The sequence below is a fragment of the Sphingomonas phyllosphaerae 5.2 genome, assembly GCF_000419605.1.
Lineage (GTDB): Bacteria > Pseudomonadota > Alphaproteobacteria > Sphingomonadales > Sphingomonadaceae > Sphingomonas > Sphingomonas phyllosphaerae_B.
The window spans coordinates 1,126,150-1,149,111 of record NZ_ATTI01000001.1; the positions used below are offsets into that span (position 1 = coordinate 1,126,150).

The 22,962-nt window shown below is 67.8% G+C and carries 21 protein-coding genes and 1 riboswitch; of the genes, 9 read left to right on the forward strand and 12 right to left on the reverse strand.

Translation table 11 applies throughout. The features are described from left to right. Positions 1 to 122: 122 nt before the first annotated feature. Positions 123 to 1,718, reverse strand: a complete 1,596-nt coding sequence (locus SPHPHY_RS0105195) for a sodium:solute symporter family transporter (RefSeq protein WP_022685643.1) — start codon at positions 1,716 to 1,718, stop codon at positions 123 to 125. A gap of 137 nt (positions 1,719 to 1,855) precedes the next feature. On the opposite strand from SPHPHY_RS0105195, the gene SPHPHY_RS0105200 reads away from it, so the two are divergent. Beyond that, positions 1,856 to 2,491, forward strand: coding sequence for a TspO/MBR family protein (locus tag SPHPHY_RS0105200; RefSeq protein ID WP_022685644.1), 636 nt, complete (start codon positions 1,856 to 1,858; stop codon positions 2,489 to 2,491). 65 nt (positions 2,492 to 2,556) lie between these two features. Next, positions 2,557 to 2,665, forward strand: a riboswitch (SAM-I-IV-variant riboswitch). 54 nt (positions 2,666 to 2,719) lie between these two features. Further along, entirely contained in the window at positions 2,720 to 3,787 is a 1,068-nt protein-coding gene (locus SPHPHY_RS0105205) for a threonine aldolase family protein (RefSeq protein ID WP_022685645.1), read from the forward strand. A gap of 20 nt (positions 3,788 to 3,807) precedes the next feature. On the opposite strand, the gene lldD is transcribed toward SPHPHY_RS0105205, so the two are convergent. Beyond that, on the reverse strand, positions 3,808 to 4,944 hold the full coding sequence (lldD, locus tag SPHPHY_RS0105210; RefSeq protein WP_022685646.1) for an FMN-dependent L-lactate dehydrogenase LldD: 1,137 nt from the start codon (positions 4,942 to 4,944) through the stop codon (positions 3,808 to 3,810). A 32-nt stretch (positions 4,945 to 4,976) separates the two neighbouring features. On the opposite strand from lldD, the gene SPHPHY_RS19395 reads away from it, so the two are divergent. The 3 genes from SPHPHY_RS19395 to SPHPHY_RS0105225 are packed head-to-tail and all read left to right on the forward strand — an operon-like array spanning position 4,977 to position 7,053. Next, a complete protein-coding gene (locus SPHPHY_RS19395; protein WP_156025025.1) occupies positions 4,977 to 5,525 on the forward strand; it encodes a DUF3833 family protein in 549 nt (182 codons plus the stop codon). A 54-nt stretch (positions 5,526 to 5,579) separates the two neighbouring features. Beyond that, positions 5,580 to 5,813 carry a hypothetical protein gene (locus SPHPHY_RS0105220; protein ID WP_022685648.1) on the forward strand — a complete coding sequence of 78 codons (234 nt, stop codon included), beginning with the start codon at positions 5,580 to 5,582 and terminating at the stop codon, positions 5,811 to 5,813. Positions 5,814 to 5,826: 13 nt separating this feature from the next. Continuing rightward, complete coding sequence (locus SPHPHY_RS0105225) at positions 5,827 to 7,053, forward strand: MFS transporter (protein ID WP_022685649.1); 1,227 nt, start codon at positions 5,827 to 5,829, stop codon at positions 7,051 to 7,053. A 21-nt stretch (positions 7,054 to 7,074) separates the two neighbouring features. On the opposite strand, the gene SPHPHY_RS0105230 is transcribed toward SPHPHY_RS0105225, so the two are convergent. The 4 genes from SPHPHY_RS0105230 to cysD all read right to left on the reverse strand — a co-directional run bounded on the left by SPHPHY_RS0105230 (position 7,075) and on the right by cysD (position 13,817). Further along, a complete protein-coding gene (locus SPHPHY_RS0105230) occupies positions 7,075 to 9,972 on the reverse strand; it encodes a TonB-dependent receptor domain-containing protein (protein WP_022685650.1) in 2,898 nt (965 codons plus the stop codon). A 172-nt stretch (positions 9,973 to 10,144) separates the two neighbouring features. Next, positions 10,145 to 10,885, reverse strand: coding sequence for a 3'(2'),5'-bisphosphate nucleotidase CysQ (locus SPHPHY_RS0105235; RefSeq protein WP_022685651.1), 741 nt, complete (start codon positions 10,883 to 10,885; stop codon positions 10,145 to 10,147). After that, complete coding sequence (gene cysN, locus SPHPHY_RS0105240; protein ID WP_081645251.1) at positions 10,882 to 12,897, reverse strand: sulfate adenylyltransferase subunit CysN; 2,016 nt, start codon at positions 12,895 to 12,897, stop codon at positions 10,882 to 10,884. The genes SPHPHY_RS0105235 and cysN overlap by 4 nt, the downstream gene beginning before the upstream one ends. Beyond that, the gene (gene cysD / locus SPHPHY_RS0105245; protein ID WP_022685653.1) at positions 12,897 to 13,817 is read right to left on the reverse strand and encodes a sulfate adenylyltransferase subunit CysD; all 921 of its coding nucleotides are present in this window, start codon (positions 13,815 to 13,817) and stop codon (positions 12,897 to 12,899) included. The genes cysN and cysD overlap by 1 nt, the downstream gene beginning before the upstream one ends. 264 nt (positions 13,818 to 14,081) lie before the next feature. On the opposite strand from cysD, the gene SPHPHY_RS0105250 reads away from it, so the two are divergent. After that, a complete protein-coding gene (locus SPHPHY_RS0105250; protein ID WP_043130609.1) occupies positions 14,082 to 14,933 on the forward strand; it encodes an endonuclease/exonuclease/phosphatase family protein in 852 nt (283 codons plus the stop codon). A gap of 66 nt (positions 14,934 to 14,999) precedes the next feature. Here the strand turns inward: SPHPHY_RS0105250 and SPHPHY_RS0105255 are convergent, their stop codons facing one another. Beyond that, on the reverse strand, positions 15,000 to 15,290 hold the full coding sequence (locus tag SPHPHY_RS0105255; RefSeq protein ID WP_022685655.1) for an I78 family peptidase inhibitor: 291 nt from the start codon (positions 15,288 to 15,290) through the stop codon (positions 15,000 to 15,002). Further along, positions 15,287 to 16,462, reverse strand: coding sequence for a ribonuclease D (gene rnd / locus SPHPHY_RS0105260; protein WP_022685656.1), 1,176 nt, complete (start codon positions 16,460 to 16,462; stop codon positions 15,287 to 15,289). The genes SPHPHY_RS0105255 and rnd overlap by 4 nt, the downstream gene beginning before the upstream one ends. A 120-nt stretch (positions 16,463 to 16,582) precedes the next feature. On the opposite strand from rnd, the gene aspS reads away from it, so the two are divergent. Next, complete coding sequence (aspS, locus tag SPHPHY_RS0105265; RefSeq protein WP_022685657.1) at positions 16,583 to 18,403, forward strand: aspartate--tRNA ligase; 1,821 nt, start codon at positions 16,583 to 16,585, stop codon at positions 18,401 to 18,403. Between the two features lie 258 nt (positions 18,404 to 18,661). Here aspS and SPHPHY_RS0105270 read toward each other — a convergent pair whose 3' ends face one another. Continuing rightward, complete coding sequence (locus tag SPHPHY_RS0105270; RefSeq protein WP_022685658.1) at positions 18,662 to 19,291, reverse strand: carbonic anhydrase; 630 nt, start codon at positions 19,289 to 19,291, stop codon at positions 18,662 to 18,664. Positions 19,292 to 19,344: 53 nt separating this feature from the next. Between SPHPHY_RS0105270 and lipA the strand changes: the two genes are divergently transcribed. After that, positions 19,345 to 20,274, forward strand: coding sequence for a lipoyl synthase (gene lipA, locus SPHPHY_RS0105275; RefSeq protein WP_022685659.1), 930 nt, complete (start codon positions 19,345 to 19,347; stop codon positions 20,272 to 20,274). A gap of 4 nt (positions 20,275 to 20,278) precedes the next feature. Then, entirely contained in the window at positions 20,279 to 20,749 is a 471-nt protein-coding gene (locus SPHPHY_RS0105280) for a type II toxin-antitoxin system RatA family toxin (RefSeq protein WP_022685660.1), read from the forward strand. On the opposite strand, the gene SPHPHY_RS0105285 is transcribed toward SPHPHY_RS0105280, so the two are convergent. The 3 genes from SPHPHY_RS0105285 to SPHPHY_RS0105295 are packed head-to-tail and all read right to left on the reverse strand — an operon-like array spanning position 20,701 to position 22,864. Next, on the reverse strand, positions 20,701 to 21,213 hold the full coding sequence (locus tag SPHPHY_RS0105285; RefSeq protein ID WP_022685661.1) for a CinA family protein: 513 nt from the start codon (positions 21,211 to 21,213) through the stop codon (positions 20,701 to 20,703). The genes SPHPHY_RS0105280 and SPHPHY_RS0105285 overlap by 49 nt on opposite strands. Beyond that, positions 21,210 to 21,740 (reverse strand): hypothetical protein, encoded by a 531-nt coding sequence (locus SPHPHY_RS0105290; RefSeq protein ID WP_028056511.1) that lies wholly within the window; start codon positions 21,738 to 21,740, stop codon positions 21,210 to 21,212. The genes SPHPHY_RS0105285 and SPHPHY_RS0105290 overlap by 4 nt, the downstream gene beginning before the upstream one ends. Beyond that, the gene (locus SPHPHY_RS0105295; protein ID WP_022685663.1) at positions 21,737 to 22,864 is read right to left on the reverse strand and encodes a bifunctional 2-C-methyl-D-erythritol 4-phosphate cytidylyltransferase/2-C-methyl-D-erythritol 2,4-cyclodiphosphate synthase; all 1,128 of its coding nucleotides are present in this window, start codon (positions 22,862 to 22,864) and stop codon (positions 21,737 to 21,739) included. Before SPHPHY_RS0105295 ends, SPHPHY_RS0105290 begins: the two co-directional genes overlap by 4 nt. Between the last annotated feature and the right edge of the window lie 98 nt (positions 22,865 to 22,962).

The following is a 22,962-nucleotide window of genomic DNA, read 5'->3' on the forward strand; positions in this document are numbered from 1 at the left end:
TCGGGCGGATCGGCTGCGGCTGGAGGGCATGCGATCCGCGCACGCGGCGCAGCCGCCGGGGATCACGTCAGGCTGCGTGGCGACAACACCCCCGCCGCACGCCCCCCCCCCGCACGCCCTTGTCACCACCAGGTGGCGTAGAGCGCGATCAGGATCAGCACGATCCCCAGGCACGCGGCGTTGAAGCCGGTGGTGGTGCGGAACTCGACGCCCTCCAGCGTGACGCGATTGGCATCGGCGCGCGACCGCACCAGCAGCGACAGCGTGACCGCAAGCGCGAGGCTCGCGAAGAACACCAGGCTCATGCGGTTGAGGAACGGCAGGTCGGGAAGCGCCTCGCGCAGCACGTAGGACAGCACCACCGACGCGACGGCCGCGGCGATCGCGCCAGCCTCGTTCGCGCGCTTCCAGAACAAGCCGAGCAGGAAGATGACGGTGATGCCTGGCGTGAAGAAGCCGGAGAACTCCTGGATGAACTGGAACGCCTGATCGGACTGGCCGATCAGGGGGCGCGCCGTCAGCATCGCGATCACGATCGACACGCAGGCGGCGATCCGGCCGACCAGCACCAGCTTGCGCTCGCCGGCCGGATCGGCCGTGCCGTCCTGCGCCGCGGTCTGTCGGTGGAGGCGCTTGGCATAGAGATCGAGCGTAAAGATCGTCGCGATCGCGTTGATCTTGGATGCGGTGGACGCGATGATCGCCGCGATCAGCGCCGCGAAAACGAGCCCCAGCAGGCCCGGCGGCAACAGCCGCAGCATCGCCGGATAGGCCTGGTCTGGCTTGGCGAGATCGGGCGCCAGCACCACGGCGGCGATGCCCGGCAGCACGATCACCAGCGGCATCAACAGCTTCAGGAAAGCGGCGAAGACGATGCCCTTCTGTGCCTCCTGCTGGCTCTTCGCCGCCAGCGCGCGCTGGATGATATATTGGTTGAACCCCCAATAGCTCAGGTTGGCGATCCACATGCCGCCGACGAGCACCGCCAGCCCCGGCAATTCCTTGTAGTGCGGATTGTCGGGCGACAGGATCATGTCGAAATGTCCGGGCACGCGCCGCGTCAGCTCCGCGAAGCCCCCGATGATCCCGGCATCGCCGCCGATCGTCTTCAGCGTGAGCGCGGACACCATCAGCCCGCCGAACACCAGCAATGTCACCTGCACGATGTCGGTCAGCGCCACCGCCTTCAACCCGCCGCGCAGCTGGTAGAGCACCGCGAACGCCCCGAGACCAACGAGCGCGACGTTCTGGTCGACGCCCGCCACCTGGTTCACCGCGATCGAGCCGAGCCAGATGATCGAGGTGAGGTTCACGAAGATGTACAGCGCCAGCCAGAACACCGCCATGATCGTGCGGATCGAGCTGCCATAGCGCTGCTCCAGGAACTGCGGCATCGTGTAGATGCGGTTGTGGAGAAAGATCGGCAGGAAGAACTTGCCGACGATCAGCAACGTCGCGCCCGCCATCCATTCGTAGGAGGCGATCGCGAGCCCGATCGCATAGCCCGACCCGGCCATGCCGACGATCTGTTCGGCAGATATATTGGCGGCGATCAACGACGCGCCGACCGCCCACCACGGCAGCGACTTGGACGCCAGGAAATAGTCGGACGTGTCCTTGGTCTCGCCGGCCTTGTCGCGGCTGACCCATTGCGCCAGCGCGAAAATGCCGATCGCATAGCCGATCACTACGACCAGATCGATCGTCTGCAACGTCATCGCACGTCCTCCCCGGCGACCGTCGCGCGGCTCGCTCCCGCGCCCTGTTTAGAACATGCCCGCGGCGTGTCCACGGCGGATGCGGCGGGCGACCGAATGCGCCGCCGATCGTTGGCGATGCGAAGGAGAGCATTGCCATGACCCGCCGTATCCCGATCACCGGTGCCAGCGTCGCCGGGAATACCGCGGCGCGGGGGTTGGTCGAAGGAGGGACGAAGGAGGTGGATCGTTCCCGTGCCCCGGACCGCTCCCGTACCGAAGAGCAGCGCGCGGCCGGCCTGTCGCCGTTGGCGGCGCTGGGCATCGTCGGCGCGGTGCTGGGCGTCAGCGCCGTGGTCGGGCGGCGCAACGCGCCCGATCCGTCGCATCCCGGCATCCGCCGCTGGTACCGCAAGCTCGACAAGCCGGGCTATACGCCGCCGGACGCGGCGTTCGGCGCGGTGTGGCCGGTGCTGGAAGCCGGGCTGGCGGTCGGCGGCTATCGGTTGTTGCGGCGGCCGCGCTCGGCGGCGCGCAATACGGCGACCGGACTGTGGCTCCTGAACACCGCGATGATCGGGGGCTGGACCGCCTTGTTCTTCCGCGAGAAGAAGCTGGGGGCGAGTGCGGTGGCGTCGGGCGTGATGATCGCCTCGAGCGCCGCCTATGTCGCTGCCGCGGCGAAAGAAGACCGTGTGGCGGCGGCGGTAGGGGTGCCGTTCGTGGCGTGGCTCGGCTTTGCGACGGTCCTGGCGGAGCGGATCTGGCGCGACAATCCGCGGGAGGGAGGATGATCGCCCCCCGGCGGCGTGCCGGTGCTGCCGCATCTTGCGTTTTCGCCTCTGCCTCGTCATAGCGCGCCCAGCATCAAGAGTCGGGCCGGCGTCCGACACCAACCTGCTCCCGAGCAAGGTGGTGCCTCCCAGATCGGGAGGGATGTGGCCGGACCGGCAACAAACGGGACTCCAGCCGCACGAACGTCGACCCGCTTGCCCGGTGCAGGACAAGGAAGGGTATCGGACGTGACGACGACGCAGCCTCAGCAATTCGCGAGCGACAATTACGCGGGCATCTGCCCGGAGGCGTTTGCGGCCATGGCGGAGGCGAATGCCGGTTCGGCGACCGCCTATGGCGCCGATGGCTGGACGCAGCGCGCGACCGACGCGTTCCGTGACCTGTTCGACACCGCCTGCGACGTGTTCTTCGTCTTCAACGGCACCGCCGCGAATTCGCTGGCACTCGCCGCGCTGTGCCAATCCTATCACAGCGTCATCTGCTCGTCGTCCGCACACGTCGAGACCGACGAATGCGGCGCACCGGAATTCTTCTCGAACGGATCGAAGCTGCTCGTCGCGCCATCGTCGGACGGCAAGCTGACCCCCGATGCGGTACGGCGGCTGGCGACCAGCCGCTCCGACATCCACTTCCCGAAATCGCGCGTCGTTACGATCACGCAGCCGACCGAGACCGGGCTGGTCTACACGGTCGCCGAGATCGAGGCGATCGCGGCGACATGCCGGTCGCTGGACCTGAAGCTGCACATGGACGGCGCGCGGTTCGCGCATGCGTGCGCCGCGCTGGGCTGCGCGCCCGCCGACATCACGTGGCGCGCGGGCGTCGACGTCCTGTGCTTCGGCGGTACCAAGAACGGGATGGGGGTCGGCGAGGCGATCGTCTTCTTCGACCCCGCCTTGTCGGTCGACTTCGACTATCGCTGCAAGCAGGCCGGACAGCTTGCGTCCAAGATGCGCTTCCTCGCGGCGCCGTGGGTGGGATTGCTGGAGAGCGGCGCGTGGCTGCGCAACGCCGCGCACGGCAATGCCTGCGCCGCCCGGCTCGCCGCCGCGCTGGCGAATCTGCCCGACGTTCGGCTGATGGTGCCGGTCGAGGCGAACGCCGTCTTCCTCGACGCGCCGGCAGCGGTGCTCGACGGGCTGCGCGCGCGCGGCTGGCAGTTCTACACCTTCATCGGTGGCGGCGCGCGGTTCATGTTCGCGTGGGATGCCGCGATCGAGCGTGTCGATGCGTTGGCCGCCGATCTGCGTGCGGTCTGCCAGCGGGCGGATCGCGAGGTCATGGCCGCCGCCTGACCTCACGCCGCGATCGACCGCTAGTCCATCAGGATCGAGCGGTCGATCTCGGCGATGCGCCGCACGCCGGTGAGCGCCATCGCGACGCGCATCTCCTTCTCGATCAGCGCCAGCAGCGCGGCGATCCCCGCTTCGCCGCCGGCCGCCAGCGCATAGAGCCACGCGCGGCCGAGCAAGACGCCGTCCGCGCCGAGCGCGAGCATCCGCACCACGTCGAGCCCGGAGCGTACGCCCGAGTCGGCCAGCACCGCGACACGCCCCTTCACGGCTTCGGCGATCGCCGGCAATGCGCGCGCGGTGGAGGACGCTCCGTCCAATTGCCGCCCGCCATGGTTCGAAACCACGATCGCATCGGCCCCGGCATCGGCCGCGGCACGCGCATCGTCGGGGTCGAGGATGCCCTTGATGATCAGCGGCCCGTCCCAGGCGGCACGGATCCACGCGATGTCGTCCCACGCGATCGACGGATCGAAGTTCGCGCCGAGCCAGCCCATGTAATCGTTCATTCCGGACGACGCGCCCAGCACCGGCAGCAGGTTGCCCAACGCGTGCGGGCGTCCGTGCACGCCGACGTCCCACGCCCAACCGGGCTTGCCGATCGCCTGCAGCGCACGGCGGAGCGGCCCGCGCGGCCCCGACATCCCCGAATGCGCGTCGCGATACCGCGAGCCGGGCACCGGCATGTCGACGGTGAACACCAGCGCCTCCGCACCCTCGGCCTTGGCGGTCGCGATCAGGTCCGCCATGAAGGCGCGGTCGCGGATGACGTAGAGCTGGAACCACAACGGCCCCGGCGTCGCGCGGCGCACCTCGGCCAGCGAGCAGAGCCCGACCGTCGATAGCGTGAAAGGGATGCCCGCGGCCGTTGCGGCGCGCGCTGCCTGCGTCTCGCCGCGCCGCCGGTACATGCCGCCGATCCCGATCGGCGCCAGCGCCAGCGGCAACCGGCGCCGCGTGCCGAGCAATTCGGTCGACAGGTCGATATCCGACACGTCGCGCAGCACGCGCTGCCGCAGCCCGAGCCGGGCGAGATCGTCGACATTGGCGCGCAACGTCATCTCGCTGCCCGCGCCGCCATCGGCATAGTCGAAGAGGAAGCGTGGCAACCGGCGTTGCGCGGCGTGACGGAAATCGAGCGGCGACGAGATGATCGTCATGCGAAGGGCGCGGAGCGGTGGATGAGCATGCGGTGAGCCTCGATCTGATGGCCCCGGCTATGGCGCGCGGCGCGATCGGGCAAGCGGAAAGCGGGTCGTATCCGTGCGCCGTGCGTTGGTCGCGCATGTTGCTCGCCGTCATGCTCGCCGCTTCCGTACCCGATTTCGATCCACTCCGTTTCTTCGCCGGGCAAACTCACGGCGAGGCGCGACTGAAGGTCATATTGCGGGCGAAAAAGCCGGTTTCGGTGCGCGGTGAGGGGATGCTTCAGCCCGATGGCAGCCTGCTGCTCGACCAGATCGTGACAGAGGGCGACAAACCGCCGCGCGAACGCCACTGGCGCCTTCATCGGATCGCGCCCGGCCGCTATGCCGGCACGCTGACCGACGCGCGCGGCCCGGTGGAGGGCATCGTGACCGGCAACCGCATGCGGCTGCGCTTCGTCAGCAACGACGGCTTTCGCATCCGCCAGTCGATGACGTTGGCACCGGACGGACGCAGCGTCGCGAACCGTCTGGTCGCCAAGCGCTTCGGCATCGCGGTGGCGGTGCTGACCGAACAGATCACGAAGCTCGACTGAAGCCGGAACGTCGCCGCGCGCCCGGCGGTTGGCGCATGCGACCGGAGAAGAACGATGAACGATACCACGCCCGTACAGACCCGCCAGCGCGAGATCGCGACCGAGCACCTGCTGTTCCGGTTGATCGAATATGTCGAGGGCAAGCATCCCGGCCTGCTCGATCATCTCGAGGCGAGCATCGACCATCTCGGCGATCCGGCGACCGATGGCACCAAGGACGACGAGGCGGTGCGACGCATCGCCGCACGCATGGTCGCGGGCGCGCGTCACGAACGGGCGCGCGGCTGAGCCAGCCACGAGGATGACTGTCGCAGACGACGTTCCCGCGCTGTCCGCGGGCACGCCGGCCTACCGCCGACTGACGCTGGCGATGCTGTTCGCGGGATTCGCAACCTTCTCCACGCTTTACGCGGTCCAGCCGCTGCTGCCGTCGCTGGCGGGCCATTACCTGTTGAGCGCGGAGGCGGCGTCGCTGGCGGTGTCGATGGCGACCGGGCCGCTCGCGCTCGGCATCCTCGTCGCCGGTGCCTTGTCGGACCGGGTCGGGCGGCGTCCGCTGATGGTCGCGGCGATGATGGCGGCGGCGCTGCTGACGCTGGCCGCCGCCGTCGCGCCGGGCTGGTACGCGCTGCTTGCGTTGCGGCTGCTCGCGGGGCTCGCGCTGGCGGGGGTGCCGGCGGTCGCGATGGCGTATGTCGCGGAGGAGGTCGACGTCGCGTCGGTCGGATCGGCGATGGGGCTGTATATCGCCGGCAGCGCGCTGGGCGGGATGGGAGGGCGGCTGGTCGCAAGCCTGGTCGCTGCGGTGGCGGACTGGCGGTGGGCATTGGCGGTCGTCGGCGTGATCGGGCTGGCGCTGGCGGAAGCATTTCGCCGGCTGGCGCCGCCCTCGCGGCGGTTCCGGGCGAGTACCGGCGGGTGGCTCGCGATGCTGCGCGGCGCCGGTCCGCTGTTCCGCGATCCGGGGCTGCAACTGCTTTATGCCGAGAGCTTCCTGTTGATGGGCGCGTTCGTCACGATCTACAATTACGCCGGCTTCCACCTGATCGCGCCGCCGTACCGATTGGGACAGGCGGCGGTCGGGGCGGTGTTCCTGCTCTACATCCTCGGTTCGGCCAGCTCGTCGTGGTTCGGCACGCTCGCCGGTCGCATGGGGCGCCGACGGATCTTCTGGGTGCCGGTCGCGATCCTGATCGCCGGGATCGCGCTCACGGCGGCGGCACCCTTATGGGCCGTGATTGCGGGGATCGCGATCGTCACGATCGGCTTCTTCGGCGCGCATTCGATCGCCAGCGCATGGGTCGGCCGGCGCGGCGGGGCGGCCCGCGGGCAAGCCGCGGCCTGGTACCTGTTCTTCTATTACTTGGGCTCGAGCGTGCTCGGCTCGGCGGGTGGCGTCGCGTGGACGCGCGCCGGATGGGGCGGGGTGGTCGCGTTCTGCCTGCTGCTCGGCTCGCTGGCGCTGCTCGGCGGGCTGTCGCTGTTCCGGGTCCGCCCGCTTCCCGATGCGGTCGCCGGGCAGCCATAACGGCCGCCCGGCGAATGTCGATCAGAAGCCGTAGCTGACGCGCGCGTAGCCGAAGCGACCGGGCACGTCGTAGGTGGTCGGATCGTAATTGTTGAGGCTGCACGAGAAGCATGCGGGCGGATCGGTGTCGAACACGTTGTTGATACCGAGCGCGAGCGACACGCGCTCGCTTACCCAGCTCGGGCGGAACGTCAGCTGGACGTCACCGTAGAAACGCCGGTCCAGCGCGTTGCCGCCCTGGTTCTCGATGACATTGTCGATGTAGCGGCCCGTGAACGCCGCCGCGACGGCGCCGAGATCCCAGTCGATCGTCGCCTGCCCCTTGAAGTGCGGATAGGCCTGGTCGGGGCTACCGCGCTCGGTGCCGGTATAGTTGGTGGTCGTGGTGCCATTGGTGGCGGGCACGATCTCCTCGTATCTCAGCAGATAGTTGCCACTTATCGACAACCCGAAGGTGCCGGCTCCGGTCTGGCGCGTGCGCAGCGTGAAGGTCGCATCCAGCCCGCGGGTGCGGATGCCGCCCGTGTTCAGCAGCACGCCATTGATTGCAGAGATGAAGCCGTTCGGCGTGCGATTGACCGCCGCGCACGACAATGCGTCGCCGGACTGCGCGCAACGTGCGAGCAGCACCTCGGCCGGGATCGACGCGATCGCGCCGTTTACCTTGATGTCGTAGTAATTGACCTCAAGACTCATCGCGCTGGCAAAACCGTCGCGCGCCCATTGCGGGCTGTACACGCCGCCGAACAGCAGCGTCCGCGCCGTCTCCGGTCGAAGATTGCGGTTGCCGCCGGTTTGCACGCTGATCTGGCCGCCCTGTGGCTCGATGTAGCTGCCGTTCGCCGGGACGCCGTTGGCGACGCAGTTCGCGCGCACAGTGGCATTGCCCTGGAACTGCCCGCCGGTCGCGCTGGTGCACGGATCGTCGAGCGTCTGGTCGAAGCGTGATTGCGCGCCGAATAGCTCGCCGATCGACGGCGCACGGTAGCTTTCGGCATATTGGCCACGCAGCAGCAGATCACTGACCGGCTTCCACAACGCGCCGCCGCTGAAGGTGGTGTTCCCGCCAAAGGACGAAAAGTCCGAGTGGCGCGCTGCGCCGTTCAGTTCCAGGGACTGCATGAATGGCAGGTCGCGGAGTAGCGGCAGCCGGATCTCGCCATAGAATTCGTCGACGTTGAACTGCCCGCGTGCCGCCTGCGCAGGGATGTCGGCGCCCAACCCGGCCTGGATGATCGGGTCGGGCGTAAAGCTGCCCTGCTGGTCGCGATGCTCGTAGCCCAGCGCGACACCGACCGCGCCGCCCGGCAAGTCGAACAACTCGCCGCTGACGTTGACGGTATAGTCCTTCAGCCGCTGCGAACTGCGCGAGCGCTCGTCAAAACCGACGAACGCCAGCATCTGCGGCGTGATCGAGCCTTGGCCGCCGAAGATGTTGAAGGGCACGCACTCCCCGGTGCAATTACCGACCGGGCCGAGCGCCTGCGCCAACCGCGCTGCGTTCAGGTTGCCGGTGAACAGCTGGTGCGCGTCGTTGGCGCCGAGCACCGCGTTTGCATCGTAGTACCAGTTGCGTCCGAACAGCGAGAAGCGACCGTCGACGGTGCCGGTGACGGTGAAAGTATCGACGGTCTGGTTGTAGGTCCGCCGCCCGGCCTCGATCAGGCGCCGGCCGATCAGCGAATAGGTGGCTGGCTGGCCGTTCGCACCGGAATTGAGCGTAATACCGAAGGGATTGTACGGGTTGGTCGCATCGACCGAGATCGTGTCGAGCAAGTTCCCGTTGCCGGCGTCCGGCCCGATGTTGAGCGGCAGGAACGCGGCCTGGTTCTGCGAGCCGCGGTGCGCCCAGGTCGCCTTCAAGCGAACGTTGAACGCCTCCGAGAATTCGGCGCGCGCGTTCATGAACCCGCCGTAGCGCTCGTTCGGGGTGAGGAAATAGTTGAACGGCGCGAAGTTGAAGCGATCCGCCGTGGTGAAGGCACGGAAGTCGCCGCCTGCCAGCGTGGGATCGTAGACGCCACGGCCATTGAGCGGCGCATTGCGCACCGTGATCGTGCCGCCGGCCGGCAGCAAAGAATTGCCCTTCGCGAAGACGATACGTCCGTTAAGCGCCGCACCCGAACAGCCGCCGATCGCGTCGGTGCAGCTGGTCTGGCCGGGGTTCGGGAATTGCGAGATCGAGCGGTCGGCCGCGCGCACTGGATCCTGCTTGGTATAGAAGCCGCCAAGGTCGAGATGGACGCGGTCGTTCCCGCCGCCCCAGCTCAGCTGGTAATTTTGCGTGCCGCCGTCGTTCTCGCGCAGGAACTGGCCGTATTGCGCCTGCGCGCGAAAGCCTTTCTGGTTCGATTTGGTGATGATGTTCACCACGCCGCCGATCGCGTCCGAGCCGTACAGTGCCGAGGCGGCGGATTGCAGCACCTCTACACGCTGGATCATGACGTCAGGGATCGAGTTGAGGTCGACCGTTCCCGGAATGCCGCTCGCGCTGGAGCCGTTGACGTACCTCAAGCCATCTACCAGCACGAGCGTGCGCTTTGCACCTAGGTAGCGCAGGTCGATCGCTGCCGATCCGGCGCCGACACCGCCGCCATCGGGCGGATTGCCGAAGTTGCCGGAATTGTTGAACTTGCTGTTCAGACCACCCGAGGATGCCGGGATCCGTTGCAGGACGTCGGCAATGGAAGACAGTCCGGTCTTTGCGATCGCGGCGTCGTCGATCGTGACCACCGGCGAGGGATTGTCGAGCGGGTCACGCCGGATGCGCGAGCCGGTGACGACGATGTCGCCGCTCTCGGTGGCGGCAGTCTCGGCAGGCGTTTGCTCAGGCGCGGCTTGCGCCAAGGCGGTGGCCGGCAGGGTGGCCGCAGCGACGAACGCGATGACGCTCGCACGGTGAGCAAGGAAATGCCGCATATAGTCCCCTTCTTCGAAGCGCTTATCATTGCGCCGGAGCGGAGACTGTGGGCGAGCGGCAGTGGCTGCCGCAACATCGTTAGGCGGTGGCAAGCGGGATTATGGTTAAATTCCAGCAGTCGTGTTATATATGACACATCTGTTGCAGCCCCTATCCCGGGATATTGCCGCGTCAGACGCTAGCGAGTGCGTCCATCACCATCGGAAAATGCTCGTGCCGGCAGATCAGCAGGTCGGGCATGTAGGTGTCGTGCCGGTTGTACACCAACGGGCTGCCGTCGATCTGGCTGACGTGCAGCCCGTGCGCCAGCGCCACGGCGGCGGGGGCGCAACTGTCCCACTCATATTGTCCGCCGGAGTGCAGATAGATGTCGGATTGACCCAGGATGACGCTCATCGCCTTTGCGCCGGCGCTGCCCATCGGCACCAGCTCGGCGTCCAGCGCGTCGGCGACCGCCACCGCCTCGCGCGCGGGGCGCGAGCGGCTGACCACCATGCGCAGCCGAGGCGGGGCGGGGGGGACAGGCACGATCCGGTCGCTGCGCAGCACGACGCCCAACGCCGGCAGCGCCACCGCGCCGGTCGTCGGCACGCCGTCGATCGCCAGGCCGACGTGCACCGCCCAGTCGCCGCGCTGCTCGGCATATTCGCGCGTGCCGTCGACCGGATCGACGATCCACACCCGCGACCGGTCGAGCCGGATCGGGCAATCCTTTTCCTCTTCCGACAGCAGGCCGTCGGCTGGCCGCTGTTCGCGCAACGCCTCGACCAGGAAACGGTTGGCGATCATGTCACCGGTGTAGCCGAGCGGCTTGCCCGCCAGCGTCCCGCTGTCGCGCACGGCCATCAGCAGCGCACCCGCGACATGCGCGAGATGCGCGGCGAGCGCGGCGTCGGTCGCTGCCGCCGTCATGCGCGGCGCAGGAGCAGGTCGACGATCTGCTCGGCGGCCTGTTCGGGGGTGGTAGCGGTGGTGTCGATCCGCACCTCGGGCGCCTCCGGGCGCTCGTACGGGCTGTCGATGCCAGTGAAGTTCTTCAACTGCCCGGCGCGGGCCTTCTTGTAGAGTCCCTTCACGTCGCGGCGCTCCGCCTCCTCGAACGGCGTGTCGACGAACACCTCGACGAACTCGCCGTCGGGCAGCATCGCGCGGACCATCTCGCGTTCGGCGCGGAACGGGCTGATGAACGCAGTGAGCACGATCAGCCCGGCATCGGTCATCAACTTGGCGACCTCGCCGACGCGGCGGATGTTCTCGATCCGGTCGGCCTCGGTGAAGCCCAGGTCCTTGTTCAGGCCGTGGCGGACGTTGTCGCCGTCGAGCAAAAAGGTGTGCCGTCCGAGTGCATGCAGCCGTTTCTCGACCAGATTGGCAATCGTCGACTTGCCCGAACCCGACAGGCCGGTGAACCACAGTACCGCCGGCTTCTGATCCTTGAGCGCCGCGTGCGCGGCGCGCCCGACATCGACCGCCTGCCAGTGGACGTTCTGCGCGCGACGCAGGCTGAAGTGCAGCATTCCGGCCGCGACGGTGGCGTTGGTCAGCTTGTCGATCAGGATGAACCCGCCGAGCGTGCGGCTGTCGGCATAGGGTTCGAACACGACCGCGCGGTCGGTCGTCAGTTCCGCGACGCCGATCGCGTTGAGATCGAGCGTCTTGGCGGCGAGTTGTTCCAGCGTGTTGACGTTCACGACGAACTTGGGCTGCTGAATGGTTGCCGATACGGTCTGCGTGCCGAGCTTCAGCCAGTAACCGCGCCCGACGCGCAACGCCTCGTCCGCGAGCCACACCAACGTTGCCTCGAACTGGTCGGCGGCCTGCGGCGGCTGGTCGGCGGCGGCGATAACGTCGCCGCGCGAGCAGTCAATTTCGTCGGCGAAGCATAGGGTTACCGACTGACCTGCTACCGCTTCGGGCAGGTCGCCGCCCAGCGTGACGATGCGGGTCACGGTCGAGGTCTTGCCCGACGGCAGCACGCGCACCGCGTCGCCGACCCGTACCACGCCGGTCGCGATCAGCCCGGAGAAGCCGCGAAAGTCGAGGTGCGGGCGGTTAACCCACTGCACCGGCATCCGAAACGGCTTGTCCGCGTCGATCGAGGAGAGAACCTCCACCGTTTCGAGATGCTCGACCAGCGGCGGTCCTTCGTACCACGGGGTGTTCGCCGAGCGGGTGGTGATGTTGTCGCCCTTGAACCCCGAGATCGGCAGTGCCGTGAAGGCCGCGATCCCGATCGAGCGCGCAAAGGCGGCGTAATCGGCGACGATGGCGTCGAATTTCCCCTGATCATAGTCGACCAGGTCCATCTTGTTGACCGCCAGCACGATGTTGCTGATCCCGATCAGATGGCAGAGGTAGCTGTGCCGCCGGGTCTGCGTCAGCACGCCCTTGCGCGCGTCGACCAGGATCACCGCGAGATCCGCAGTGGACGCGCCGGTGACCATATTGCGCGTATATTGTTCGTGTCCGGGGCAATCGGCGACAATGAATTTGCGTTTTTCGGTGTTGAAGAACCGATAGGCGACGTCGATCGTGATCCCCTGTTCGCGCTCGGCGGCAAGCCCGTCGACCAGCAGCGCGAAATCGATCTCCTGCCCCTGCGTCCCGACCTTGCGCGAGTCGCTTTCCAGCGCGGCGAGCTGGTCCTCGAAGATCATCTTCGAATCGTAGAGCAGCCGCCCGATCAGCGTCGACTTGCCATCGTCCACCGATCCGCAGGTGATGAAGCGCAGCATCGTCTTGTGCTGGTGGCTGTCCAGATACGCGTCGATATCGCGCGCGACGAGATCGTCGACCACGTAGGCCGAAGTGGGGGCCGAAGTGGGGGCCGAAGTGGGGGCCGAAGTGGGGGCCGAAGTGGCGGCCGAAGTGGCGGCCGACGCGGGAGCCGAAGCGGGGACGGGGGCGGCGGGAGCGGTGCTCATCAGAAATACCCCTGCTGCTTCTTCACTTCCATGCCCGCGCCACCGGCATCCCTGTCGATCGCGCGCCCCTGCCGCTCGCTGGTGGTGGTCAGGAGCGTTTCCTGGATCACTTCCGGCAACGTCGTCGCGCGGCTCTCGACGGCGCCGGTGAGCGGGTAGCAGCCCAGCGTACGGAACCGGATCGAGCGCAGCACCGGCTCCTCGCCAGAGCGCAGCGGGAAGCGGGCATCATCGACCATCAGCAGCATCCCGTCGCGTTCGACTGTCGGACGCTCCGCGGCGAAATAAAGCGGGACGATCGGCACGTCGTTCAGGTGGATATACTGCCAGATATCCAGCTCGGTCCAATTGGAGATCGGGAAGACGCGGATGCTCTCGCCCTTGTTCTTGCGCGCGTTGTAGAGGTTCCAGAGTTCCGGGCGCTGGTTCTTCGGGTCCCAGCCGTGCGTGGCGGTGCGGAAACTGAAGATCCGCTCCTTGGCGCGGCTCTTCTCCTCGTCGCGGCGCGCGCCGCCGAACGCGGCGTCGAAGCCGTGCTGGTCGAGTGCCTGCTTCAGCCCCTCGGTCTTCCACATATCCGTATGAAGCGCGCCGTGATCGAAGGGGTTGATCCCGCGCTCGACCGCCTCGGGGTTCTGGTGGACCAGCAGCGTCATGCCGCTTTCCGCCGCCATGCGGTCGCGCAGCGCGTACATCTCCTGGAATTTCCACGTCGTATCGACATGCAGCAGCGGGAAGGGCGGGGGACTGGGGAAGAACGCCTTGCGGGCCAGGTGCAGCATCACCGCGCTGTCCTTGCCGACCGAATAGAGCATCACCGGATTGTCCGCCTCGGCCACCACCTCGCGCATGATGTGGATCGCCTCGGCTTCGAGCCGTTGCAGGTGGGTCAGTCGGGTCCTGTCGAGCAACGGTGACATTCGTTTCCCTTGGCGCTTCCCTTCGCGCCCGGGCAGCGTGCCCGGCCGTCATGCGCCTGTCATCCCTTGCGCGGAAATGCGCGACAGCGGGGCGTGGAATTGGTTGCGGCGGGGCAATTGCAGCTTGTGCCGTCCGCGCGCCGTTGGTGCGGGGAACGGCGTCGCGCGGCACGCCGGAACGTCGCCATATCCTTCGCTCCGCTCGCAATGCCGCTCGGTTTGGTCGATAGGGCGGTGCGTCGCTCGATGATAAAAGGATGGAAGATGAAGCGCTTGATGATGGTAGCGGCTGCCGCGGCGGCGGCGTTGCTGGGCGCGGGCGGCGCGCTGGCGCAGGAACTGCGCGTGATGACGTTCAACGTGCGCTTCGCCAATCCGAGCGACGGTCCGAACGTGTGGCCGGCGCGCCGCGACGTGTTCATGCGCACCGTCCGTGACGCGAACCCGGACGTGATCGGTACGCAGGAACTGCTCAAGACGCAGGGCGACGACATCGTCCGCGCGCTGCCCGGCTATCGCTGGTTCGGACGCGACCGGCTGGGCGGGCACGACGGCGAGCATATGGGCGTCTTCTACCGTACCGACCGGCTCAAGCTGCTGCGGCAGGGCGATTTCTGGCTTTCCGAAACGCCGGAGACGCCGGGCCGGATCAGTTGGGGCGCGAACCTGCCGCGGATGGTGACCTGGGGCGTGTTCGAGACGGTCGGCGGCGGAAAGCCGCTGCGTTTCCTGATGGCCGACACGCATTTCGCGCATCGCGGTGCAGAGGACGAGCTGGCGCGCGACCGCTCCGCGGCGTTGATCGCCGAGCGGTTGCCGACGATCGCCAAGGGGCTCCCGATCGTGCTGACCGGCGACCTGAACACCACGCCCGACAGCGCGGCGGTGAAGCGCCTGACCGCCTTCCTGACCGAGGCGTCGAAGCTGGCACGCACCCGCGCGGCGCCGACCGGCACCTTCCACGATTTCACCGGCACGCCGGAGCCGGGCAAGTGGATCGACTATGTGATGGTCAAGGGCTTCCGTCCGGTGTCGGCCGAGGTGCTGACCGTGCACGACGGTGCGCGATACCCGTCGGACCATTTCCCGATCGTCGCGGTGTTGAAGGCGGATTAAGGTCCGGCAGACCGAAGCGCGGGCGATATCGGCGGTCGCCGCGCCTCGTTCTGCGTGCGTCTCAACTCACCCGCAGCTGAACTTCGCGACGTTCCCCGCGGCATCGCTCTCGATGTTCAGCCGATCGGGGCGGAAGTCCATCGTCACCGCGTCGCCGGTCGCGTAGCGCCGTACCGAGCGTGCGCCGCTCAGCCGTTGCGCTTCCGCGGCGACGGTCGCGGCCGCACGCCCGACCAGTGCCTGCGCGGCGTTGGCGTCGCATTGCACGCCCGGCGCGGGCTCCGCTGCGACCGGCAGCGGCGGCTTCGCGCACGCACCCAGCGCCAGCAGCGCCATCGCCACGCCCGCGCGGGTCATGCCACCGCTCCGGTCCGCGTCATCTTCAGCCGCCCGTCCTGCACCGCGAACGCCATCCGGCCCTCGACGAGATCGAGCGCGTCCTGCCCGAACTGGTCGAAGCGCCACCCCTGCAGGATCTGCAACCCGTGCCGCTGCCCGGCGGCGAGCAATTCCAGCTCGTCGCCGCGCGCCAGCAGCCGCGGTGCGACGTCGATGTCGCGCGCGCGAATCTTGAGCAGCAGTTTCAGCAGGTCGGCGACCAGCGCGCCCTCGCGCCCCAGCCCCGGCTTGCGATCCTCGCGCGGCGGCATCTCCTCGTCGGGCAGCGGGCGCGCCGCCTCGATCGCCGCCATCAATCGCGCGCCGATGTCGTTGCCCGCCCAGGTCTGCGACAGCCCGCGGACCTTGGCCAGGTCGACCTGCTTGCGCGGCGGGTGGCCGGCAAGATCGGCGATCGTCTCGTCCTTCACGATCCGGCCGCGCGGCAGGTCCTTGGCCTGCGCCTCCAGCTCCCGCCACCGGGCGATCGCCTTCAACCGGCCGAGCACGTCGGCCTTGCGGCTCGACACGCGCACGCGCTTCCACGCCACGTCGGGGTCGTTGGCGTAATTGGAGGGATCGGCCAGCCGCTCCATCTCCTGGTCCAGCCATGCGCCGCGCCCGGTGGTGCGCAACCGCTCCAGCATCTTCGGGAAGATGTCGGACAGGTGCGTCACGTCGCCGATCGCATATTCGATCTGCCGCGCGTCCAGCGGACGGCGTGCCCAGTCGGTGAAGCGCGCGCCCTTGTCGATCTGCACCCCAAGCCAGCTGTCGACGAGGTTCGAATAGCCGATCTGCTCGCCTTGCCCCAGCGCCATCGCCGCCACCTGCGTGTCGAACAACGGGTGCGGGGTGCGCCCGGTCAGGTTGTAGATGATCTCGATATCCTGCCCGCCGGCATGGACCACCTTCAGCACGTCCTCATTGTCGACCAGCAAATTCAGCAGCGGGGTCAAGTCGATGCCGGGCGCCATCGGGTCGATCGCCGCGGCCTCCTCGGTATCGGCGATCTGGATCAGGCAGAGCTCCGGGTAATAGGTGCTCTCGCGCATGAACTCGGTATCGACGGTGATGAAGGGCGCGTCGGAAAGTCGCGCGCACAGGTTGGCGAGCGTAGCGCTGTCGGTGATGAGCGGATGAACATGCATAAGTGGTCGTCCATAGCCGCGTGCGTCCGGGTTGACAAAGAGGGTTCCGAAAGGGGAGGGCGCAATCATCGCACCTTTCGTCCCGCGCCTGCGTGGGACGCCTAGTCAGAGACCATCGTCATGCACGCCTATCGCACCCACAATTGCGCCGCGCTGTCCGCCGAACAGGCCGGCGACACCGTCCGCCTGTCCGGCTGGGTGCATCGCAAGCGCGACCACGGCGGCGTGCTGTTCGTCGACCTGCGCGACCATTACGGCATCACGCAGATCGTCGCCGACAGCGATTCGCCCGCGCTGGCGATCCTCGACGCGGTGCGCGTCGAATCGGTCGTGACGATCGACGGCAGCGTGAAGCGCCGCTCCGAGGGCACCGTGAACGGCAATCTCGCGACCGGCGAGATCGAGGTCTATGCGCGCGGCGCGACCGTGCTGTCGGCGGCCGAGGAACTGCCGATGCCGGTGGCGGGCGAGCAGGATTATCCCGAGGACATCCGCCTGCGCTATCGCTTCCTCGACCTGCGCCGCGAAACGCTGCACGCCAATATCGTGCGCCGTACCAAGGTGATCTCCGACATGCGCCGCCGCATGGAGAGCGTGGGCTTCACCGAATATTCGACGCCGATCCTCACCGCCTCCTCGCCGGAGGGCGCGCGCGACTTCCTGGTGCCCAGCCGCATTCATCCCGGCAAGTTCTACGCGCTGCCGCAGGCGCCGCAGCAGTACAAGCAGCTGTTGATGGTCGCGGGCTTCGATCGATATTTCCAGATCGCGCCGTGTTTCCGCGACGAGGATCCGCGCGCCGACCGGCTGCCGGGCGAATTCTACCAGCTCGACCTGGAGATGAGCTTCGTCACGCAGGAAGAGGTGTGGGAGACGATGGAGCCGGTGATCGGCGGCATCTTCGAGGCGTTCGCCGACGGGCGTACCGTGACCCCGACCGGCGCGTTCCCGCGCATCCCCTATGACGAGGCGATGCTGAAATACGGCAGCGACAAGCCCGACCTGCGCAACCCGCTGATCATCACCGACGTGTCGTCGCATTTCACGACCTCGGGGTTCGGGCTGTTCGAGAAGATCGTCGGCGGGGGCGGCGTGGTCCGCGCGATCCCGGCGCCCGGCACCGCGGAGAAGAGCCGCAAGTTCTTCGACGAGATGAACGACTGGGCGCGTGGCGAGGGACATGCCGGTCTTGGCTACGTCACTCGCAAGGGTGGCGAGTTCGGTGGGCCGATCGCCAAGAACCACGGCACCGAGGGGATGGAGGCGCTGTATGCCGCGCTGGGGCTGGGGCCGGACGACGGGCTGTTCTTCGCGGCGGGCAAGCCCGAGCAGGCGGCCAAGCTGGCAGGCCTTGCGCGCACCCGCGTCGCCGACCAGCTCGGCCTGATCGAGCAGGGCGCGTTCCGGCTGTGCTGGATCGTCGACTTCCCGTTCTACGAATATGACGAGGACGAGAAGAAGGTCGAGTTCGCGCATAACCCGTTCTCGATGCCGCAGGGCGGGATGGACGCGCTGACCGGGCAGGATCCGCTGACGATCAAGGCGTATCAATACGATCTGGTCTGCAACGGCTATGAGATCGCGTCGGGATCGATCCGCAATCAGAGCCCTGATTTGATGGTCAAGGCGTTCGAGCTGGTCGGGCTGTCGAAGGCCGATGTCGAGGAGCGGTTCGGCGGCCTGTATCGCGCCTTCCAGTACGGTGCGCCGCCGCACGGCGGCATGGCCGCCGGCGTCGATCGGATCGTCATGCTGCTGTGCGATGCGCAGAATCTGCGCGAGATCTCGCTGTTCCCGATGAATCAGCGCGCCGAGGACCTGCTGATGGGCGCACCGTCGCCTGCTTCGGTCAAGCAGCTGCGCGAGCTGAGCGTGCGCGTGACGGCGGATGCGCCGAGGAAGGACGCCAGCGCGACGGTGAGCCCGCACGGCGCGCAGTAAGCGGAAGCGATGGCACGAAGCAGAGCGTCGTTGCGAGCGTAGCGGGGCAATCGAGGGCGTCCTGATCCGGCGCTGGATTGCTGCGCTGCGCTCGCAATGACGGCGGCGTGCGTTGGCCTGCAAGCCGGCCGCCAGATCCCCGCCGCTGATCGGACGGCGTTATGGAAGTGACGCCTGGGCCAAAGGGCCGCCGACCATTGAAACGGCCGCCCCGCTCCCCGGGGAGCGAAGCGGCCGCCTCACATCACGACGCCGCGCTCAGGCCGCTTCGTAATGCCCGTCGTCCTGCAGAACGTTCAGCTTGCCGTCCTTGATCGCGAAGACCGCACCGTGCAGCGCGAGCGAGCCATCCTCGAGCCGCGACTGGACGAACGGGAAGGTCTTCAGGTTCTCGATCGAGACCTTCACGCCTTCCTGCTCCAGCGCCTTCTGGCCTTCCGGACCGTCGCCATGCTCGGCGATCACCTTCTCGCGCGCGCCGTCGAGCAGCTTGATCCACTCCGCCACGAAGCCGCCTTCACCCGGCTTGGCATCGCGCAGCGCGCCCGACAGCGACGCCTTCACGCCGCCGCACTGGCCGTGGCCCAGCACCAGGATCTCGTCCACCTTCAGTACCGTGACGGCGAATTCCAGCGCCGCCGACACGCCGTGCAAACCGCCCGACGGATCGAACGGCGGCACCAGATTGGCGACGTTGCGCACCACGAACACCTCGCCGGGCACGGTGCCGAAGATCGTGGCCGGATCGACGCGGCTATCCGAACAGGCGATCACCATCACCTTCGGCTGCTGCCCCTCGGCCAGCTTGCTCCAGCTCTCGCGCTCCTCGATCCACTCGTTTCCGCGGAAGCGGTAATAGCCCTCGATGAGGTCGTGGAACTTTCTCATTCTACAAAAGCCCTTCGTTGTTTCGGGTGGAAGTAAACGCTATCTGCGACCTCATGAACGACATGACCCCGCTCCCGGCTCCTCCGCGCCAGCGCAAGCCCGACTGGATCCGGGTGAAGGCCCCGACCAGCGAGGGCTTCGCCGCGACCCGTGCGCTGATGCGCTCGAAAAGCCTGACGACGGTGTGCGAAGAGGCCGCCTGCCCCAATATCGGGGAGTGCTGGACCAAGAAGCACGCCACCGTCATGATCCTGGGCGACACCTGCACGCGCGCCTGCGCGTTCTGCAACGTGAAGACGGGCATGCCGCGCGCGGTGGATCCGATGGAGCCGCAGAACGTCGCCGATGCGGCGGCGCAGATGGGGTTGGCGCATATCGTGGTGACCTCGGTCGATCGCGACGATCTTCCCGATGGCGGTGCGAAGCAGTTCGTGAAGGTCATCGAGGCCATTCGCCGTACCAATCCGCTGACTACAATCGAGATCCTGACCCCCGATTTCCGCAACAAGCATGAGGCGGCGGTCGAGGCAATCGTTGCCGCACGCCCGGACGTATATAATCACAATTTGGAAACCGTGCCGCGACTTTACCCGACGATCCGGCCCGGTGCGCGCTATTATGCGTCGCTGCGATTGCTTGAGAGCGTCAAGAAACTCGATCCCTCGATCTTCACCAAATCGGGCATCATGCTCGGCCTGGGCGAAGAACGGCTGGAAGTTCATCAGGTGATGGACGACATGCGCTCCGCCGACATCGATTTCCTGACGATGGGCCAATACCTCCAGCCGACCCCGCGCCACGCCAAGGTCGCCGATTTCGTCACCCCGGCGGCGTTCGACGCCTATGCCGCGATCGGGCGCGCGAAGGGCTTCCTGCTGGTCGCATCCTCGCCGCTGACCCGCTCCAGCTATCACGCCGGCGACGATTTCGCGAAGATGAAGGCGGCACGCGACGCGAAGCTGGCCGCAAAGATGCCCGCCTGATCCGGTGCCGAAGCACAGCGAGACGCGGCGTCTTCCCTACACGCCGGAACAGATGTTCGAATTGGTCGCGGACGTGCGGCGCTACCCGGAATTCCTGCCGTGGGTCAGCGCGATGCGCGTCCGCAAGGACGGCGAGGACGAGACGCTGGCCGACATGATCGTCGGCTTCAAGGGCTTGCGCGAGACCTTCACCTCGAAGGTGACCAAGCACCGCCCGGAGACGATCCGCGTCGAATATATCGAGGGGCCGCTGAAGTACCTCAACAACGACTGGCGGTTTCGCGCCGATGGCGACGCCGGCTGCCTGGTCGATTTCTCGGTCGATTTCGCGTTCAAGAACCGGATGTTCGAGATGCTGGCCGGGCAGGTGTTCGGCGTCGCGCTGCGTCGGATGATCGGCGCCTTCGAGGAACGCGCCGCCGTGCTCTACGCCGCGTCGGGCAACAGCAGCTCCAGCGCGCACAGCGCCGCCTGAAGCCGCACGCCGCCGCGACCGAGGTCGCCGAAGAAACGCTTGTCGGCGACCACATCCGCCGGATCGCCGCCGCGCTCCGCACGCGCGAAGACGACGGTGCCGACCGGCTTCTTCTCGCTGCCGCCGCCCGGCCCGGCCACGCCGGTGATCGCGACCGCGACATCGGCGTCGGATCTGGCGAGCGCGCCCTGCGCCATGCTCCACGCGACGGCGATCGAGACCGCACCGAACGTGTCGAGCACGTCGCCGCTGACCGCCAGCAATTTCTGTTTCGCGCTGTTCGAATAAGTGACGAACCCGGCCTCCAGCACCTCGGAAGAGCCCGGAATTTCAGTCAGCGCCGCCGCGACCAGCCCGCCGGTGCAGCTTTCCGCCACTGCGATGCGGCGCCCGGCGGCGCGATTCGCCTCAACCACGCGCCGCGCGGCATCGACGAGTTCGGGGGGCAGCGTCACCTCGCTCATGGGTTGCCCGCCGCTGTGCAGACCGGAAGGTCGGGGATGTCGGTGCGCTTGCCCTTGTTCTTCTCGGACTTGAGATATTGCAGCGTCGCCACGACGATCCCGGCGGTGTTGCGCGCCGGCAAAGGCTCCAGCAGGGTGACGAGGCGGTCGAGCGTCGGACAGTCGGCGGGCTGGATGCGTCCGGTGATCTGCGGCGCGAAGATCGAGGTGAGCATCGGACGCGCATAGTCGCTGAGCAGCAGCAGTTCCACCGCCGGATCGCTAAGCTTGGCGATCGCGGTGCGCGCCGCGGGCCAGGCGCGATCGGCCTCGCGATCATATTTGGCAAGGAAATCACCGCTTTGACGACGAAGCAGGCTCGTCGCCGGCAAGGTGGCGCAGACCCGTCCGGCATCGCGGATGATGTCCGGCATCGCGACCAGTGCGATCGACTCGGCGTCGGTCGTGCTCAGGCACGGCGCCTGCGCCGCAGCGGTTTGCGTCGCGAGCAGCGCCGCGATGCCGGCGAGTCCGGCCAGCGCCTTCATGCCGGCCACGCGCGCGGCAGCTCGACGGTCGCGACCGCCTGCGCGGCGATCCCTTCGCCGCGACCGGTAAAGCCAAGTCGCTCGGTGGTTGTTGCTTTCACGCTGACCCGATCGGTCGACAGGCCGAGAAGTTCCGCGATACGCGCCTGCATCGCGGCACGATGCGGCCCGATCTTGGGCGCCTCGCACATCAGCGTCAGGTCCACGAAGGTGATGCGCGCCCCTCGCGCCTCGACCAACGTGCGTGCGTGACTGAGGAACTGACCCGATTCGGCGCCACGCCATTGCGGGTCGCTCGGTGGAAAGTGGGTGCCGATATCGCCCGCCGCGATCGTGCCCAGCACCGCGTCGGTGATCGCATGCAGCGCGACGTCGGCGTCGCTGTGCCCCGACAGGCCCTGGTGGTGCGGGATCAGCACCCCGCCGAGCCACAATTCCTCGCCATCCTCCAGCCGGTGGACGTCGAAGCCGCTCGCCGAGCGCGTCTCGGTCGCGACGCGCGCCTCGGCGGCCGCGAAATCGGCGGGGTAGGTGATTTTATCCAGCATCGCAGCGCCTTCCACCATCGCCACCGTCTTGCCCAGCGCGCGCACCATCTGCGCATCGTCGGTGGCGACCGTTCCGTCCCATTGCGCATGCGCGGCCGCCAGCGCCGCGGCGCGGAACGCCTGCGGGGTCTGGACCCGGCGCAAGCTGTCGCGGGGGACCGTCGCACCGTCGGTGGCGACCAGCGTGTCGGCGACCGGCAACACCGGGATCGCGCCGTCGGCCGCATCGAGTGCGGCCAGCAACCGGTCGACGACCGCGGCGGGCACGAACGGGCGTGCGGCATCATGGACCAGCACGCGCGTCGCGCCGTCCAGCACCGCAAGGCACGCCGCGACGCTGTCGCGCCGCTCGGTGCCGCCGATCACGTACTCGGCCTCGGGAACGGCGGCGCGCAGCAGCGCCTCCTGACCCGGCGCGATCGCGACCAGCACGCGGTCGATCGCAGGATGCGCGGCAAGTGCTTCGTAGCTCCAGGCCAGCATCGCGCGACCGGCGAGCACGGCGAATTGCTTGGGGAGGGCACTGCCGCTGCGGGAGCCGGTGCCGGCGGCGACGATCAGGGCGGCCGTGGTCATCCGCGCGCCCTAGAGCAGGTTGCCGGGGATGGGAATGCCGCCGCTACCTTCCGCCGCCCTGGCCGCGTCGGCAGGGGGGACCGCGGCAACCTTGCCAG

Coding starts and splice junctions, on each gene's coding strand:
- SPHPHY_RS0105290 (WP_028056511.1), bottom strand. CDS start 21,740: ATGAAGGCGCTGGCCGGACTCGCCGGCATCGCGGCGCTGCTCGCGACG.
- SPHPHY_RS0105270 (WP_022685658.1), bottom strand. CDS start 19,291: ATGAGAAAGTTCCACGACCTCATCGAGGGCTATTACCGCTTCCGCGGA.
- aspS (WP_022685657.1), top strand. CDS start 16,583: ATGCACGCCTATCGCACCCACAATTGCGCCGCGCTGTCCGCCGAACAG.
- SPHPHY_RS0105230 (WP_022685650.1), bottom strand. CDS start 9,972: ATGCGGCATTTCCTTGCTCACCGTGCGAGCGTCATCGCGTTCGTCGCT.
- SPHPHY_RS0105225 (WP_022685649.1), top strand. CDS start 5,827: ATGACTGTCGCAGACGACGTTCCCGCGCTGTCCGCGGGCACGCCGGCC.
- SPHPHY_RS0105235 (WP_022685651.1), bottom strand. CDS start 10,885: ATGACGGCGGCAGCGACCGACGCCGCGCTCGCCGCGCATCTCGCGCAT.
- rnd (WP_022685656.1), bottom strand. CDS start 16,462: ATGCATGTTCATCCGCTCATCACCGACAGCGCTACGCTCGCCAACCTG.
- cysN (WP_081645251.1), bottom strand. CDS start 12,897: ATGAGCACCGCTCCCGCCGCCCCCGTCCCCGCTTCGGCTCCCGCGTCG.
- SPHPHY_RS0105195 (WP_022685643.1), bottom strand. CDS start 1,718: ATGACGTTGCAGACGATCGATCTGGTCGTAGTGATCGGCTATGCGATC.
- lipA (WP_022685659.1), top strand. CDS start 19,345: ATGAACGACATGACCCCGCTCCCGGCTCCTCCGCGCCAGCGCAAGCCC.
- SPHPHY_RS0105200 (WP_022685644.1), top strand. CDS start 1,856: ATGACCCGCCGTATCCCGATCACCGGTGCCAGCGTCGCCGGGAATACC.
- SPHPHY_RS0105255 (WP_022685655.1), bottom strand. CDS start 15,290: ATGACCCGCGCGGGCGTGGCGATGGCGCTGCTGGCGCTGGGTGCGTGC.
- lldD (WP_022685646.1), bottom strand. CDS start 4,944: ATGACGATCATCTCGTCGCCGCTCGATTTCCGTCACGCCGCGCAACGC.
- cysD (WP_022685653.1), bottom strand. CDS start 13,817: ATGTCACCGTTGCTCGACAGGACCCGACTGACCCACCTGCAACGGCTC.
- SPHPHY_RS0105220 (WP_022685648.1), top strand. CDS start 5,580: ATGAACGATACCACGCCCGTACAGACCCGCCAGCGCGAGATCGCGACC.
- SPHPHY_RS0105285 (WP_022685661.1), bottom strand. CDS start 21,213: ATGAGCGAGGTGACGCTGCCCCCCGAACTCGTCGATGCCGCGCGGCGC.
- SPHPHY_RS0105295 (WP_022685663.1), bottom strand. CDS start 22,864: ATGACCACGGCCGCCCTGATCGTCGCCGCCGGCACCGGCTCCCGCAGC.
- SPHPHY_RS0105250 (WP_043130609.1), top strand. CDS start 14,082: ATGAAGCGCTTGATGATGGTAGCGGCTGCCGCGGCGGCGGCGTTGCTG.